The following is a 16,012-nucleotide window of genomic DNA, read 5'->3' on the forward strand; positions in this document are numbered from 1 at the left end:
TTCAATTCTGTATTTCCTAACGTGCAATAATATGGCCGGAGTAAACAAGGTGATTTTGGTAGGCAACCTGGGCAAAGACCCCGAAGTGCGCCATTTGGAAGGCGGTGTGAGTGTGGCTCACTTCACCCTCGCCACCAACGACTATTACAAGGACAAGCAAGGCAACCGCGTGGAGCGCACCGAATGGCACAACATTTCGGCGTGGCGCGGTCTGGCCGACATGGCTGACAAGTATCTCAAAAAGGGTCAGCAAGTGTACATCGAGGGCAAGTTGCGTACCCGCCAGTATCAGGATAAGGACCAGCAGACGCGCTACATCACGGAAATCATCGCCGATGAGATTTCGATGTTGGGCGGGCGGCCGCAAGGCGCTGCTCCGGCCGCCGGCGAGGCCAATGGAACCGTTGTTGCGGAGCCGCAGCACAGCTTCCGGCAGGAGCCGGAACTGGACCAACTGCCGTTCTGACTGCTGGATGGGGGACTAACCGGCCTGTGGCTGCAACTGTCACGAGCGATGATTACGATGAAGCCCTGGCACTGCGCCGGGGCTTTTTTCGTTGCGGTGGCAGTTACCTTTGAAACTATGAAGGCTGGGCTGTTTTAGGGCCGGGGCCGCTTCTTGCATGAGATATCTTTCTATTTTGCCGGTGTTCACGGGGCTGAGTCTGCTGGCGGGCTGCTCGTCGGCACCGGATTTTACGCCCAAGCCTAAGGGTTACAACCGCATCGATTTGCCGGCGCACCACTACCGGATGCTACCACCCGGCCACCCGTACGAGTTCGAATACTCGACCCAGGCCGTAATTAAGCGGGATTCGTCGTACATGGCGCAGCCGCATTGGATTACTGTGTACTACCCCAAGCTGCATGCCAACGTGCAGATTACGTACATGGACGTGCAGCGCGACCGCCGCCTTTATAATAAAATGATGGAGGACGCTCGCAAGCTTACGGGCAAGCACGAAATCAAGGCCACGGCCATTGATGAGCGGATTTTGAAGACACCAAGCGGCATGCGGGCGTCGGTGTTTGAGTTGCAGGGTGAGGTGCCGAGCCAGTTTCAGTTTTACACCACGGACAGCACGCGGCACTTTTTCCGGGGGGCGCTGTATTTCCGCACGGCTACGGCTAATGACTCATTAGCCCCGGTGATTGAGTACGTGAAGACGGATATGGTGCGGATGCTGAACACATTGAAATATAAATGAGGAATGAAGAGTGGAGAATGGGGAATTGTCGACCTGATAATTCCCCGTTCTCCACTCTTCATTCCTTATTCTCAAAGGATGAGCAATTTTTTTAATACCCGGCTCGAATTCTTGCGCTCGGTGGGCAGCCTGCAACGGGCGCAGCTGCTGGGCAAAGAACTGGGCCTATTTACCTACGGCGACCTGATTCAGCGCTACCCGTTCCGGTACCTCGACCGGACGCAGGTATACAAGGTGGCCGACCTGAACGACGACCTGCCCTACGTGCAGGTGCGCGGCATGCTGCGTGGCAAAGAATTGGTGGGCGAAGGACCGAAACAGCGCCTGACAGCCAAGGTGGGCGACGGCACCGGTGAGTTGGAGCTGGTGTGGTTCAAGGGCGTGAAGTGGGTGCAGCAGTACACCCGCAACAACCAGGAATACATCGTTTTCGGTAAGCCGACGATGTTTAATGGGCGGCCGCAGATGGCGCACCCGGAACTGGAGGAAGTGACCGAAGCCAAGCCGGGCCAGAGCTTTTTGCAGCCGGTGTACAATACCTCGGAGAAGCTCAAGAACTACCACCGCGTCGATAGCAAGGCCATTATGCGGATGGTGGCCGAGCTGCTGAAGCTGGCGCCGCCCCATATTACGGAGTCGTTGTCGCCGGCACTCATTGAGCGGTATGCGCTGATGCCTAAGGCGCAGGCCATGCAGCAGATTCACTTTCCGCAGAGTGCGGAACTGCTGGCGGCGGCGCAGTTCCGGCTCAAGTTTGAGGAGTTGTTTTATATCCAGCTGAAGCTGCTGCGGCAGCGCGACCAGCGCAAGGTGACGCTGGCCGGCCAGATTTTCAATCAGGTGCCGACGCTGGTAGATTTCTATAAAAACCACCTGACATTTGATTTAACGGGCGCGCAAAAGCGCGTTATCCACGACATTTACAAGGACTTCTGCACCGGGCAGCAGATGAACCGGCTGTTGCAGGGCGACGTGGGCTCGGGCAAAACCATCGTGGCCTTCATCGCCATGCTGATGGCGGCCGACAACGGCGCGCAGAGCTGCATAATGGCCCCGACCGAGATTCTGGCCGACCAGCACTACGTGGGCCTGAAAGTGTACGCCGACGCGCTGGGCATCCGTATTGGCAAGCTCACGGGCAGCACCCGCACCGCCGAGCGCCGCGTGCTGCATGAGGCCCTGCGCGATGGCACCATGCACATGCTGGTGGGCACCCACGCGCTGCTGGAGGACGTGGTGCAGTTCCGCAATCTGGGCCTGACCATTATGGATGAGCAGCACCGGTTTGGGGTGGCGCAGCGGTCGAAGCTGTGGCAGAAAAACCCGCACGTCATCCCGCACGTGCTTGTGATGACGGCCACGCCCATCCCGCGCACGCTGGCCATGACGCTGTACGGCGACCTGGATGTGAGCGTGATTGACGAGCTGCCGGCCGGCCGCAAGCCCATCGTGACGGTGCATCGGTTTGATGCTAACCGCCTGAAAGTATTCGAATTTATCCGCGACCAGGTGAAGCTGGGGCGGCAGGTGTACATCGTGTATCCGCTGATTGAGGAATCGGAAACGATGGACTATAAGGACCTGACCGATGGCTACGAGAGCGTATCACGGGCTTTCCCGGAGTTTCAGATTAGCATCGTGCATGGGCGCATGAAGGCCGAGGAAAAGGACTACGAGATGCAGCGCTTCATCAAAAAAGAAACCCAGATAATGGTGGCCACCACCGTGATTGAGGTGGGCGTGAACGTGCCCAACGCCTCGGTAATGGTAGTTGAGAGCGCCGAGCGGTTCGGGCTTTCGCAGCTGCACCAGTTGCGGGGCCGCGTGGGGCGCGGAGCTGACCAGAGCTACTGCATCCTGATGTCGGGCTTCAAGCTGAGCAAAGACGCCCGCACCCGCCTCGAAACGATGGTACGGACCAACAACGGCTTCGAGATTGCCGATATCGACCTGAAGCTGCGCGGCCCCGGCGACCTGATGGGCACCCAGCAAAGCGGCGTGCTGGATTTGTTGATTGCCGACCTGGCCAAGGATGGCCGCATTCTGAGCGAAAGCCGGGCGGCAGCCCAGGCACTGCTCAGCGAAGACCCAAACCTGGCCAACCCGGAAAATGCCAACATCCGCCACCACATCGAAAGCCTGCCGGCCACGGCCGTAAACTGGAGCCGGATTAGTTAAACGTTTGTGTTGGGTGGAGGGCAAAAAAAAACGACTTTAAAAAGTCGTTGGGACGTTCCGGCTAGAACATCTCGGCAATGAGCCCGCTACCGCTTTGCTGCGGCTGGGTCTGTTGCCGGGCGGGCTGGACGGGCTCGGAGGTAAGCACCTGGTGAACCAAAATCACCGAAGATTCGGGCTTGGCAGTATGTTCAACTGTCTTGGCTACAGTGGGCGGGGCCGACTCTTTGACGAGCCTGCCGCCGATGATGAGGGCCGATAACAGCGTGAACTTGAGTAATGACTTCATAGGAATAGTAGATAATTGCGGGTGCAAAGGTACAGTGAAACAGAAGTTTGTTCAACAAATACGTTTAAAAGGCCAAATACCTCGACTAAGCGAACTGGTTACCAGCTGAAATTGAGAAGGGAATCAAAGGCCACTGACCGGTTCCGATTGAACCTTAAAAGCTGACACGAAGTAAACGGGCTCCCTGTACGGAAGTGACTGCGGGAGTGTTATGCTTGGAATACCTTTTTGTTAGCCGCGCCCCCTGTTGGCAAAGGTGTTGACTGGTAAAAAGCAAAGTCAAAACTTAAAAGCAGGTACTTTTGGGCACACCGGACCGTTGAAATCCACTTTTCTTATGTTTCCAATACGCCAAAATTTTATGTTGCAGCGCGCAGTAATAATTGGGTTAATGAGCGGAGCCCTGTTGGGCAATGCCCCATCGGCCGTGGCCCAGAAGGTGAAGTCGGCTCCCTTCAGCTACCTGCCCGAGCAGGGTACCGACCGCTACGATATGCGCGTGCCGCACAAGACCTTGGCCCTGGCCGATGGCTCGGGTTTTATCATTTTGGCCCACCAAAGCGCGGGCGGCTACGCGGTGGAACGCTACGATATCGACCTCAAAAAGCAATGGAGCACGACCATCCCCGTAGGGCCGGGCGAGACGCTGGAGGCTTTCGGGCGCGGCTCGCAGCAGGCGCTGGTGGTGCTGCACCACAAGGATGACAATGCCCAGAACCTGAGTGTGGTGCCCGTGAGCCTGCAAAGCGGCCAGAAAGGCGCGGCCAAAATGGTGATGAGCGCCCCGGCCCGCGACCGCCGCCCGGGCGTGAGTATCTCGCCCGATGGGGGCCGGTTGCTAGCCTTCCGCTACCTCACCAGCAACCAGCAGGTAAGGAGCATCGCGGCCACCCTCTTCGACCAGAACCTGACGCAGCTGGAGGAAAAGACGTATGATTTCCGGACGTTGAGCGACTTTTTCTCGCCGGCTGTGCATGTGGCTAATGATGGTACGCAGTATGTGACGCTCATCAGCGAGGGCATGAAGAAGCTGACGGTGCGCCGCTATCCGGCGGGGCCTTCCACCGAAATCAAGGTGCTGGGCGTGCCGGTGGGCGGCGTGTTTGGCGGCCGGCCGGTGACGGTGCGCGATGCCCGCTTCACGGTGCTGAACGATGGCAGCCTGTATGCCGCCGCGCTGTGCGCCGACTACCAGACCGGCGAATACTACAGCCTGAAAGTGGTGAAATACGATTTCAGCGGCAGCGGCGACATGAAGTTCTCGCCGGAATTCCGCTTCACGCCCGCCTACCTGACGGAGGTGAGCAAGGCCAGCGGGCTGGAGGCGAAACGCTTGGACGACATTTACTTAGATGAACTGTTGCTGACCCCGGAAAAGCAGCTGGTGGTGGTGGCCGAAAAGCACTTTGAGGAAGGCGGCAGCGAGGCCCCGGTACACGCCCGCGAACTGCATCTATTTGGCTATAATGAGTTTGGCGCGCCAACCTGGCACAGCATCGTGGCCAAAGACCAGGTGGCTCCAGCCGTGGATTCGTACACCGGCATTGGCTTTCGGGCGGCGGTATTTGGCGGCACGGTGCAGCTACTTACGCTGGAGAATATCAACAAGAAATCGGACCTGTACCTGCGCCGGGTGAACGCGCAAACCGGCGTGGTGAGCGCCCCCGAGCGCCTGAAACTGAACGTGGCCGACGACCAGCAGCTGGCTTACGTGAAAGATTTCACGACCTGGCTAAACGAAAAAACCATCATCGGCGTGAGTCGGCCCAGCAAGAAATCGGCGGCCTTGCAATTGGAGAAAATTGCGATAAAATAAGACGGGCTCCGTGGCCGATTGCGAGCTTATTCTGCCCGACGATTTGGCAGAAAGACAGGTAGCCGCAGCGGCATCGTTCCCGGCATCGATTGCGAGAATAAAGTTGAACGAGGGCATAGCGCTACGGTCGTGTTAAACGGACCTTGCCGGGCAGTCTTCTTTGCTGAAGATGCATTATCGCACCCTCTGTTCTTCTGTTCATGCTTAAATTTTTACTTGCTGCGGGCAGCGCTCCCATCCGGAAGCGCCGCTTTGGTTCCCATATCGCTCTGCTCTTGCTGGCCGGCTTTGGGCTGATGCCATCATACGCCCGGGCGCAGTCGCAAGTACTGGCCCAATGGGCCCTGACGAGCAGCAATGCCCCAACTTACGTGACCCCCACGGCGGGCATAACGGCCGGAGCGGCTACACTGAAGCGGCTGAATACGGCGAGCAGTACCTCGCCCTACTCCACTACGAATGGCCAGTCTTTTGCCCCGGATGCAACGGGCTTGTGGACCTCGGGGGCCGGGGGACCGGGCGGCACGCTGAACCGCAAGTACTATGAGCAGTTTACGGTGGCGGCCAACACCGGCACGGCGGTGGTCCGCCTGGATTCGCTCATCCTCACGTCGGCGTTCAATAACAGCACCAGCAACACGAAAGTGGCGGTGGTTTACTCAAAAACCGGCTTCACCACCAACGATTCGACGGAAATAAGCGGGGGCACGACGAACAACGGCACCGCGCTGACCGTCCCGGGCTCGGGCGTGGGCAACTTCACCAAAAGCTTTGCGTTGCTGAAAAACAGCGCCGGCCCCACCAACCCCATCGACAACTACCGCCTGGCCCTGAACGGAGGCACTGGCGTAACCCTGGCAGCGGGCCAGACCCTGAGCATTCGGCTGTACTATGCCTGCGGCAGCAGTAGCAGCGCTATTTATGCCATGCTCAAGAACGTGACGGCCAAAGGCCAGGCACTAACCGTTGGCACCGTTGCCACCACCACGGCCCAGATTTCCTTCAATACCCCGGCGGCCGGTGGCTATACCTACGCCATCAGCACGAGCCCGGCGGGCGGCATAGCCACCCAAACCACGGCCCCGGCGGTGGGCAATAACTACGTGGCTACCTATACCATTTCGGGCCTGACTGCGGGCACCGCCTATACGGCCACCGTGGCGGGGGCCGGCGCTACGGCGACCACCATTACCTCCCCCACCTTCACCACCAATGCGGGCACTTGCAATAGCCCGGGTACTCCTGCCATTGGCAGCATTGGGCAGACTTCGGCGGCCGTGAGTTTCACGGGCGCGGCGGGTAGCACGGGATACTCCCTCAAATACTACCCCACCGCCACGGGCACGCCCGTGCTGACGCACGCGCTTGGCGCAGCAGCTACTTCCGACAACCTCACCAGCCTGACCGGCGGCACCGACTACACCGTGACGCTGCAAAGCACCTGCGCGCTGGGCACAAGCACGCTGCTCAGCACCACCTTCACGACCCTTACCTGCGCCGACCCAACGGGCCTGACCGTGGCCAACGCCACCCGCACCAGCAGTTCGGCCAGCCTGAGCTTCGTGCCTGGCGCAGCCAATGCCAGCTATGTGGCGACGTATTATCCCACGGGCTCGCCCGGTTCGGCCGTCACCGTATCGCCGGCTCCCACAGCCTCGCCGGTGGTCCTCACGGGGCTGAACGCCAGCACCAGTTATACCGTGACGCTGCAAAGCGTTTGTGCCAACGGCGCGGTGGGCAACGTGCTCAGCACCACTTTCGCCACGCGGGTGGCCAATTCGACGGTGTTGCAGTCGTTCCCGCTCACAACCGACGCGGCGGATGATGCCGCCGTGCGCGCCGCTGGCGTAACGGCCAGTACGGGCACCCTGACGGGCCTGGTGGTGTCGGATGGCACTTCCAATGATGGCGAATCGACGGTGCTGCCGGCTTACTCCTCGCGCGGCCAGGGCGTGGCACCCAGCGGCAGCGGTGCAGGCTGGGGCGGCGGCGTAACGCTGACCCGCTACACGGAATTTGATGTGACAGCGGCGGCGGGCGGCAGCCTGCGGGTCGATTCGCTGGTGTTTAATGCCGGCGGCTACGGCTCCGGGGCCATGGTGTCGGTGGCGTATTCGACCGATAATTTTGCCAACAGCACCTTCATCCTGGGCAGTGCGACTACGGCCGTGGCCATCACCAAAGCCAGCAACCCTGGCTACTCGGTGCTGCGCCTGGCCCTGGCGGGCACCACCGGCGTTACGCTCAACGCGGGCAATACGGTAGCTTTCCGGCTGTACTTCGCCATTGGGTCGAGCAGCCAGCGCCACGCGCTGACCCGGAATCTCTTCGTGACGGGCACGGCAATGCCGGCTTGCCCCGGCGCGACCAATGCCAGCATTGGCAACGTCACCGCAACCCAGGCGCAGTTGAGCTTCACGCCCGGCGCGGGCAACACGGCCTACACCGTGAGCTACTTTCCCACCGGTTCGCCGGCTTCGGCCGTAGTCCTGAATCCCACGGCATCGCCCGTGAGCCTGACCGGCCTGAACGCCGCCACCGATTACACCGTGACCCTGCAAGCCAACTGCGGCGGTACGCCCGGCTACGCCCAGAGCCTGTACTTCACGACCAGCGCTGCCAGCTCGGGCAGCATTCAGCAGTGGCCCCTCACGGCCGGCAATGCCGACAACGCCGCTACCCGCTCGTATGCCGTGGTGGCCAGTGCGCCCACACTTAGCGGGCTGAATTTGTCCTATAATCAGGTGAATGCAACGCTGGGCACGCCGGCCATTCCCACTTATTCGGCTACTTACGGCCAGGCATTTTCGCCCGACAACTCCGGCCCGGCTGGTGCGGATGGCGGTACCAGCAACGGCGGCGGCTGGAGCAGCAACCTCAGTGCCGGCATCTACGAGCAGTTTGACGTGACGGCAGCGGCCGGCGACAACCTGCGCGCCGACTCGCTGGTATTCTCCACGGCCTTTTATGGCACGGCCAATGGCAAGGTGGCTGTGGCGTATTCCACCGATGGCTTCGCCACCAGCACCTTCATCAAGGGCACCTCGCTCACGGCCGCCGATGCGTCCCCCTTCTACAACAGCACCAACACTTTGACCACCTACCGTCTGCTCCTGAACGGCGGTACCGGCGTGGCCCGCACCAGCGGCCAGGTGCTGAGCTTCCGCTTCTACTTTGCCGCCGGCACGGCCAACCAGAGCCGCTACGCCTTCCTGCGCAACGTGTACGTGGCCGGCGAAGGATTCGTGAATGGACTGCCCAACCTCACCATTGGCGATACGCAGACCGTGCCCACCGGCACCTACGGTAACGTGACTGTGGTGAGCGGCGGCATGGCCACGCTCAGTGGCCCGCTGGTAGTGCAGGGCAATACCTTGGTGCAAAGCGGTGGGGTGCTCAGCACGGCTTGCCAGACGGTGACCGGCACCAACTTCACGCTGGCCGCTGGCGGCGAGCTGCAAATCTGCTCGCCGGCTGGTATCTCGGCTAGTGGTAGCACCGGTGCGGTGCAGGTGTCGGGCACCCGCTCGTTCAGCCCCGATGCCATTTATACCTACACCGGCACCCTCACCAACGGGGCCAACCAGCAGTCGGGCACCGGCCTGCCCGCCACGGTGCGCAGCCTGAAAATTACCCTGGCCACGGCCACCGACTCGCTACAGCTCAATAGCGACGTGACCGTGAACACCAGCCTCGCGCTCAGCCGGGGCGTGCTTAAGGGCTACCTGCCCGATGGCTCGGCTGCGCATCTGCTCACGCTGGGCCGCCTCGGCACCATCAGCGAAACCGCCACCAGCTTCGTGCTGGGCCAGGTGCAGTCGGCCACCCTCAGCTTCGTGGCCGATGGTAATTCCACCGGCTTTGGCGGCCTGGGCCTCACCCTCACGGCGCATACTGCCGGCGGCGCGGCCCTGCCCGGCAGCACCTACGTGGTGCGCACCACGGGCACGCCGGTCTACGGCGTCACGCCTACTGCCGGAGCCAATGCCGGCATCATCAGTCGCAGCATCCGCAGACAGTACCGCGTGGTGCCCACCACCGAAACCGGCCTCAACATGGCCCTGGTATTCGGCTACTCGCCAACTACCGCCGAGCTGAACGGCATACCTGTCGCCAACCTCCAGCTTTTCAGCCGGCCTATTGCCGGCGGCCTGTGGCGGCCCGAAGGCGGCACCAACAGCACCAATACCGTAACCCTGACCAGCCTCAACCACCTCTCCGACTGGACGCTGGGCAACAAGGCCGCCCCCCTGCCCGTCACCCTCACTCACTTCGAGGCCGAGCGCCAGGACCAGCAGGCCATCCTCACCTGGGCTACGGCCACTGAGCACAACAGCAAGGGCTTCGCCGTGCAGGTTTCGACCGATGGCCGCGAATTCCGCACCGCTGGCTTTGTGCCCAGCGCCAACAGCATGCAGGCGCAAGCCTACCGCTTCGTGGATGCCCCGGCCAACCCCACGGGCACGCGCTACTACCGCTTGCAGCAAATCGATTCGGACGGCAGCAGCACCTACAGCGTCGTTCGCACGCTCACGTTTGCCGAGGCCACCAGGCTGGCAGCCAGTCCCAACCCGTTCACCGACGTGCTTTTTATGAACACGCAAGCCACTTTTGCTGCGCCAACCACTTTTGTTTTTCTGGATGCTGCCGGCCGGCCGGTCCTGAAGCAGGTGCTTGCTGTACCAGCCGGCCCGGCCAAGCTCACGCTGGCTGGCCTGGGCCAGTTGCCGAGAGGCTTCTATGTGCTACGCTTCGAATTGAACAACAAGCTTCAGTACCTTAAGCTCTTGAAAGACTAACGGACTACTTCCCATAAAAAAGGGCCACTCCTGAATAAGGAGTGGCCCTTTTTTATGGGGACAACAGCTGGTTTCTCGTCGGCGCAACTTACCATTTCACAACTATGGCAGCACTCAGCCGCAAGGCATGGATTATCCTTTTTTCTTCTATCAGCTTGCGGCATAATCATTGCGGCTAAGCCATTTACGAAACCATATGGCTTGCGCGGGTTCAGGTTTACTTATCTCGGTTACGGTTTAACTCATGATGAAAACAACTACTATTTCCACTTTAGCCGGGGTTTTTAGCCGGGGTTTGTACAAGGTCTTTTCTGGCGATACTATTCCTGGTAATCGCCGTATCGGCTGCATCGCGAGCACAAGCGCCGGCCTGGCAATGGGCCGCTTCTACGAACGTAGCCCCAGGCCCCAGCGCATCCGCTCCCAATGGGGACATTTATACGAGCGGCACCCTGGGCTCTTATGCCACTTTTGGGTCATTGCCACTGGTAAATAACAGCGTTTACAGCAGCGATATAATGAGCTTCGTGGGCCGAATGAATGGCGCTACGCGACAATGGGCGTGGGTTAAACCATTCATTGGCCGGATTTTCCAGCTCACAACGGCCAGCGACGGCGGCCTGACAGCCGTGGGTGAGTTTCACGCTACCATAACCTTCGGGAGCTTTTCCCTCCAAAGCACTAGCCCGCACTGCCTATTCGTGGCTCACTGCAACAGCAGCGGCCAGTGGCAATGGGCTACTGCGGCTCCGCTCAACCTCAACCTCGGCAATGCCAACTACTACACCTTGCCCGCCACCAGTATAGCACCCAATGGCGATGTGGTGATGGCGGGTTTATTCCTTGGTACTGCCGCCTTCGGCACGCTGCCTCCCCTGGTGGCAGCTGGGTCGCAAGCCTATTTCGTGGCCCGCCTCAATGGCCAAACGGGTCAGTGGCTGTGGGCATCGCAGGCTTCAATCACTACAACGGCCCTCACCAATACCGTTAACGCTATTGCCTTGGCACCCAACGGCAACGTCGTCGTCACTGGCTCATTAAATGGCACCGTGACTTTTGGCACCTTGCCCGCCCAGACAACCGCCGGCACCAATTTATTGGTAGCCAGCCTGAATGCCACCGCCGGACAGTGGCAATGGGCGGCACGGGCCAGCCATACGGGCACGGGAAAAGGCTTGGCCGTAGCCATCACGAGCACCGGCGATGTCGTCGTCGCTGGCCAGGTTGCCGGCCCGGTAGCGTTTGGCACCCTCCCACAGCTGCCGGGCACCGGCGGAACCATGGTAGTGGCGGGCTTAGCGGGCAGCACCGGACAATGGCAATGGGCTACGCAAACCGGGGGGCCTTACGCCCAGGCCAATGCGCTGGCCCTCACGGCTACCGATGATGTTGTGCTGGCCGGCCAGGTTTCCGATACCCTGCGGATTGGGAATTTACCGCGTGAACCTTTCCTTGGGATTGGCTCCTTCGTTGCAAAGATGAACGCCCGGGGCGGCCCGTGGCGCTGGCAGGCCGTAGCCAAGCCCGTCATGCGTTCGGGCGGCTTCGCTTGGAACTTTGCAAATGCTTTATATCTCTCCCTCACAGCGGCCGACGAACCGTTGGTCAGCGGGTCAATGAGCTCACTCGTCTCGTTCGGCAGCAACATTTTTCTGTTGAGTGAAACGATTCCCCCAACGGGCCTCGATTATCCATCCAGCTCTTTCGTTGCTAAGCTGGCGGCGGTGCCGCTGGCAACGACTTCCGTTACGCTGTCGGCTCAAACGCAGCTTTACCCCAATCCTGCTACCGGCAGCTTTACGTTACGCCTGGCGGTTGCCAACCCGCTCGCCACAAGTGTCACCCTGCTCAATAGCTTGGGCCAATCTGTACGTCGTCAAGCCATACCCGCCCTTTCGCAAAGCGCAGCAATAGACGTAGTGGGCCTCACACCAGGCCTTTACACCCTTCTCCTGCCTCTCAGGGGCGAAATAATCAGCCGCCGCGTCACGGTCGAATAGCCCCTGTCTAGGTTCAAACACAAAAAAGCCGCTCCTGAACCCAGGAGCGGCTTTCTTTGGCTTCAATCTTCGGGGGGCGCGCCGGCGCTACTCTACGGCCAGGCGCTGGCTGGCGGTTTGGCCGCCGGCGGCTACCCGCAGGGTGTAGAGGCCGGGGGGCACATCGGCGAGGTCGAGCTGGGTGCGGGTTTCGCCGGCTTTCAGCAGCGCGATGGTTTGGGTGCGCACGGCCTGGCCCAGGGCGTTGAGGAGGGTGAGGCGGGCCTGGGCCGCGCCGGCCACGGCCGGCAGCACCAGGCTGGCGCTGCGGTGCGCGGGGTTCGGATACACCTCCACGGTGCCGGCCCCCAGGGCGGCGCGGGCCGCCAAAGCCCCCCGGAACACGAACGTGACCGGCGTGGAGCCAACGCCATAGGCGACGTTGCTGCCCGTGCCGCACCCGCTGATTACCCTGATGTAGTAGGTGCGGCCCGGCACCAGCCCGGTGAGCACGGCGGGCGAGGCGTTGGTAGTGACTACCGAAGAATCGGGGTACGCGTAGCTGATGATTCGGAAGGTGGCGTTGCCCGCGCCGGGCGTGAAGGTGACGGTGGCCGTGGTGGGGCTGGTGGCCGTCACCACCACGTTGCTGGCCGGGGCGCAGTTGTTCAGGTACGGCGCCGTGAAGTTGACCGTGGCGGGCGGCGACTGGTAGCCGCCGGTGCTGCAATTGCTGAAAATCTCGGCCGTGTAGCTGGTGCCCGGCTGCAGGGTGGCGAACACAATGGGCGAGCCCGTGGCCGTTTGGCGGTACACCATGCTGCTGCCCACCGCGTGGTACTGCGCAAAATACGAGGCCACCCCCGGCACCGGCGTGAAGCTCACCGAGGCCATGTAGCTGGTCGTAATGGTGCTCACGTTGCTGATAGCCGCGCAGCCCGGCGCTACGTACTGCGAGCTAAAGAAGCCGGAAGCCGCCGCCGATGGCCCACTGGCGCAGTGCGCCACGATGGTGAATCCGTAGGTAGCGCCCGCCGCCAGGCCGGTGAACACCAGCGGCGACCCGCTCACCGTCATCGTCCCGATGGTGGTGGTATCGTTGTACAAATGGTAGCGCACCGTGTAGTTCAGCGCCCCCGCCACCGGCGTGAAGCTAACCGTTGATGTGCTGGGGGTGGAGCTGACGTTCGACAGGTTGGTGACCGCGCCGCACCCCACCGTGCCCCCGCCGCTGGTGTAAAACACCGTCCAGGGCGAGGCCGTGGTGAGGCCGCCCGCGCAGTTGCTCACCACCGACACCCGGTAATACGTCTGCCCCCGCAGGCCCGTGATGGTGACCGGCGAAGTGGTCGTGTTGACGCTCATCACGTTCGTCATCAGCGAATCATACGCCCAGTAGTAGCGCACGGTGTAGCTGGTGGCAGTGGCCGAGGGCGTGAAGCTGACGGCGGCCGTGCCGGGGCTCAGGCTGCTGGCCACCACGTTGGTAGGAGCCGCACAGGTCTGGGCCTGGGCCAGGGGCCGCAGCCCAAGCAGGGCCATCAGCAGCAAGAAGCAGAGAGTAGCAATGCGTTTCATAAGGAGAGAGAAAAAAAGGGAAAGAGGAAACCAAACCCCGCCGCTGCGCCGGGCTTTTTTTCAGACCAGCCACGCCAGCAAAAGGTTGCCGGGGCCAGTCATCTTTTATTGATACGACCCAATTCATCAATGAGTTAACGCCCCTCTCCCCCCAGCCCCACCAACGCAAAAAGGCCGCCCCTGAACCCAGGAGCGGCCTTCTTTAATCATCCACAAAATCCGGAAAATCCGGAAAACCCGAGCGAATCCGTGGTCTAGACGGCGTACTCGTTGGCCGTAATCAGCTTGGCCGCGATGCGGCGACGGGCCTCTTTCACGTTCAGCAATTCGGTTTTGGTGAAGCGCTTCAGGCCCATGAGCAGCAGGCGCTGCTCGTCGCCCTCGGCCATGCTGCCGATGGCATCTTTGCCAGCTTTCTCCACAATGTCCACGGCATCAGCCAGGTACACGCGGGCAATATCAGCTTCCACCGACATGGCCTCTTCACCTTTGGCAGCGGCCTCCTTCTCCACGCGGAGCAGGGTGCTTTCAGCGATATAGACTTTGATGGACATGTCGGCGATGTTCATCAGCAGCTCCTGCTCCTTGGCGAGGGTGGCGGTGAACTTCTGCACGGCCGAGCCAGCCACCATCAGGATGGCCTTTTTCAGGTTGCCGATGGTCTTCATTTCCTTGCTGAACAGGCCGGTTTCCTCGTCCTGGCTCATGCTCGGGATGCTCAGCAGCTCTTGCTGCACGGCCTGGGCAGGGCCCATCAGGTCGATTTCACCTTTCAGTCCCTTCTTCAAAATCATGTCAACAGCCAGCAGGCGATTGATTTCGTTGGTGCCTTCGAAGATGCGGTTGATGCGCGAATCCCGGTAGGCGCGGTCCATCGGGTAGTCGGCCGAGAAGCCGTAGCCACCGTAAATTTGCACACCTTCATCCACCACGTAGTCGAGCACTTCCGAGCCTTCCACTTTCAGAATGGCGCACTCCACGGCAAACTCGCGGGCTGCGCCCAGCAGGGCCTCGTTCGAGCCTTTGCCTTCGGCAATGAGCTGCTGCTCCATGCGGTAGATGTCGGAGCCCGCACGGTAAATGGCCGATTCCACGGCGTAGATGCGGATGGCCTGCTGCGCCAGCTTGTAGCGAATCGCGCCAAATTTCGAGATGGGCATTTTGAACTGCACCCGCTCGTTGGCGTATTTCACGCTCAAATCAGCCGCCATTTTGGTAGCGCCCAGGCAGGCCGCCGCTAGCTTGATGCGGCCGATGTTCAGCACGTTGAAGGCGATGAGGTGGCCTTTGCCAATCTCGCCGAGCACGTTCTCCTTGGGCACCTGCGCATCGGTCAGGAACACCTGACGGGTGCTGCTGCCCTTGATGCCCATCTTGTGCTCCTCGTTGCCGAGGCTCAGGCCGGGCGTGTCTTTGTCCACGATGAAGCCGGTAAACTTGTCGCCGTCAATCTGGGCAAACACGATGAACACATCAGCAAAGCCGGCGTTCGTAATCCACATTTTCTGGCCGTTCAGCACGTAGTGCGTGCCTTCGGCATTAAGGACGGCTTTGGTTTTAGCCCCCAAAGCATCGGAGCCGGAGCCGGGCTCGGTGAGGCAATACGCGCCCATCAGGCTGCCATCGGTGAGGCCGGGCAGGTACTTAGCCTTCTGCTCGTCGTTGCCGAAGTACAGGATGGGCAGCATGGCGATGCCCGTATGCGCCGCAAATGCCACCGGGAACGAGTGGCCGCCGCCCAAGCCTTCGGTCACGCGCAGGGCCGTGGGGAAGTCCATGTCCAGTCCACCGAATTGCTCGGGAATGCTCACGCCGAACAGGCCGAGCTGGCCGGCTTTCTCCATCAGGCCGCGCATAAGGCCTTCCTCGTGGCTGTCGAGACGGTCGAGCAGAGGGGTAACTTCAGCAGCCACGAAGTCGATACACGTTTGGTGCATCATGTTCTGCTCTTCAGTAAAGTCGGCCGGGGTGAAGACGCTCTGGGCATCGGTCGGCTTGATAATAAATTCGCCGCCTTTCAGGCTGGCTTGCTGCGTTACTTCCATGACGGTTTGGGGTGGGGTGTGGAGTTGAAAATTGTTAGGCTAGCCTACTAGTTAGAGAAACAACGAGGCCAGCGGTTTAGTGTTGCAAGTTAAGAAAAAATGTTAGGCACGCCTACTATA

General features: G+C 60.8%; 9 protein-coding genes. 6 read left to right on the forward strand and 3 right to left on the reverse strand.

All coding sequences use genetic code 11. From position 1 onward, the window contains the following. The first annotated feature begins 31 nt into the window (after window positions 1-31). The 3 genes from ACVWYF_RS05030 to recG all read left to right on the forward strand — a co-directional run bounded on the left by ACVWYF_RS05030 (window position 32) and on the right by recG (window position 3,386). Window positions 32-466 (forward strand): single-stranded DNA-binding protein, encoded by a 435-nt coding sequence (locus ACVWYF_RS05030; RefSeq protein WP_457065271.1) that lies wholly within the window; start codon window positions 32-34, stop codon window positions 464-466. A 157-nt stretch (window positions 467-623) separates the two neighbouring features. Next, window positions 624-1,208 (forward strand): gliding motility lipoprotein GldD, encoded by a 585-nt coding sequence (gene gldD / locus ACVWYF_RS05035; RefSeq protein ID WP_457065273.1) that lies wholly within the window; start codon window positions 624-626, stop codon window positions 1,206-1,208. A 78-nt stretch (window positions 1,209-1,286) separates the two neighbouring features. After that, window positions 1,287-3,386 carry an ATP-dependent DNA helicase RecG gene (recG, locus tag ACVWYF_RS05040; RefSeq protein WP_457065275.1) on the forward strand — a complete coding sequence of 700 codons (2,100 nt, stop codon included), beginning with the start codon at window positions 1,287-1,289 and terminating at the stop codon, window positions 3,384-3,386. A gap of 61 nt (window positions 3,387-3,447) precedes the next feature. On the opposite strand, the gene ACVWYF_RS05045 is transcribed toward recG, so the two are convergent. Next, entirely contained in the window at window positions 3,448-3,675 is a 228-nt protein-coding gene (locus tag ACVWYF_RS05045; protein WP_457065277.1) for a hypothetical protein, read from the reverse strand. Between the two features lie 391 nt (window positions 3,676-4,066). On the opposite strand from ACVWYF_RS05045, the gene ACVWYF_RS05050 reads away from it, so the two are divergent. From ACVWYF_RS05050 to ACVWYF_RS05060, 3 genes are all read left to right on the forward strand, one after another. Further along, window positions 4,067-5,491, forward strand: a complete 1,425-nt coding sequence (locus ACVWYF_RS05050; RefSeq protein ID WP_457065279.1) for a hypothetical protein — start codon at window positions 4,067-4,069, stop codon at window positions 5,489-5,491. A gap of 200 nt (window positions 5,492-5,691) precedes the next feature. Further along, complete coding sequence (locus tag ACVWYF_RS05055; protein WP_457065281.1) at window positions 5,692-10,290, forward strand: beta strand repeat-containing protein; 4,599 nt, start codon at window positions 5,692-5,694, stop codon at window positions 10,288-10,290. 701 nt (window positions 10,291-10,991) lie between these two features. Continuing rightward, the gene (locus ACVWYF_RS05060) at window positions 10,992-12,290 is read left to right on the forward strand and encodes a T9SS type A sorting domain-containing protein (protein WP_457065283.1); all 1,299 of its coding nucleotides are present in this window, start codon (window positions 10,992-10,994) and stop codon (window positions 12,288-12,290) included. Window positions 12,291-12,377: 87 nt separating this feature from the next. On the opposite strand, the gene ACVWYF_RS05065 is transcribed toward ACVWYF_RS05060, so the two are convergent. Continuing rightward, window positions 12,378-13,847: a fibronectin type III domain-containing protein gene (locus ACVWYF_RS05065; RefSeq protein WP_457065285.1), complete on the reverse strand. Its 1,470-nt coding sequence runs from the start codon at window positions 13,845-13,847 to the stop codon at window positions 12,378-12,380. 254 nt (window positions 13,848-14,101) lie between these two features. Next, the gene (locus tag ACVWYF_RS05070) at window positions 14,102-15,892 is read right to left on the reverse strand and encodes an acyl-CoA dehydrogenase family protein (protein WP_457065287.1); all 1,791 of its coding nucleotides are present in this window, start codon (window positions 15,890-15,892) and stop codon (window positions 14,102-14,104) included. Window positions 15,893-16,012 lie beyond the last annotated feature (120 nt).

This window comes from Hymenobacter sp. UYAg731 (assembly GCF_054061335.1).

Excerpts from the sequence above, each read along its gene's own strand:
- gldD (WP_457065273.1), top strand. The coding sequence starts at position 624 with ATGAGATATCTTTCTATTTTGCCGGTGTTCACGGGGCTGAGTCTGCTG.
- ACVWYF_RS05065 (WP_457065285.1), bottom strand. The coding sequence starts at position 13,847 with ATGAAACGCATTGCTACTCTCTGCTTCTTGCTGCTGATGGCCCTGCTT.
- ACVWYF_RS05050 (WP_457065279.1), top strand. The coding sequence starts at position 4,067 with ATGAGCGGAGCCCTGTTGGGCAATGCCCCATCGGCCGTGGCCCAGAAG.
- ACVWYF_RS05030 (WP_457065271.1), top strand. The coding sequence starts at position 32 with ATGGCCGGAGTAAACAAGGTGATTTTGGTAGGCAACCTGGGCAAAGAC.
- recG (WP_457065275.1), top strand. The coding sequence starts at position 1,287 with ATGAGCAATTTTTTTAATACCCGGCTCGAATTCTTGCGCTCGGTGGGC.
- ACVWYF_RS05070 (WP_457065287.1), bottom strand. The coding sequence starts at position 15,892 with ATGGAAGTAACGCAGCAAGCCAGCCTGAAAGGCGGCGAATTTATTATC.
- ACVWYF_RS05045 (WP_457065277.1), bottom strand. The coding sequence starts at position 3,675 with ATGAAGTCATTACTCAAGTTCACGCTGTTATCGGCCCTCATCATCGGC.
- ACVWYF_RS05055 (WP_457065281.1), top strand. The coding sequence starts at position 5,692 with ATGCTTAAATTTTTACTTGCTGCGGGCAGCGCTCCCATCCGGAAGCGC.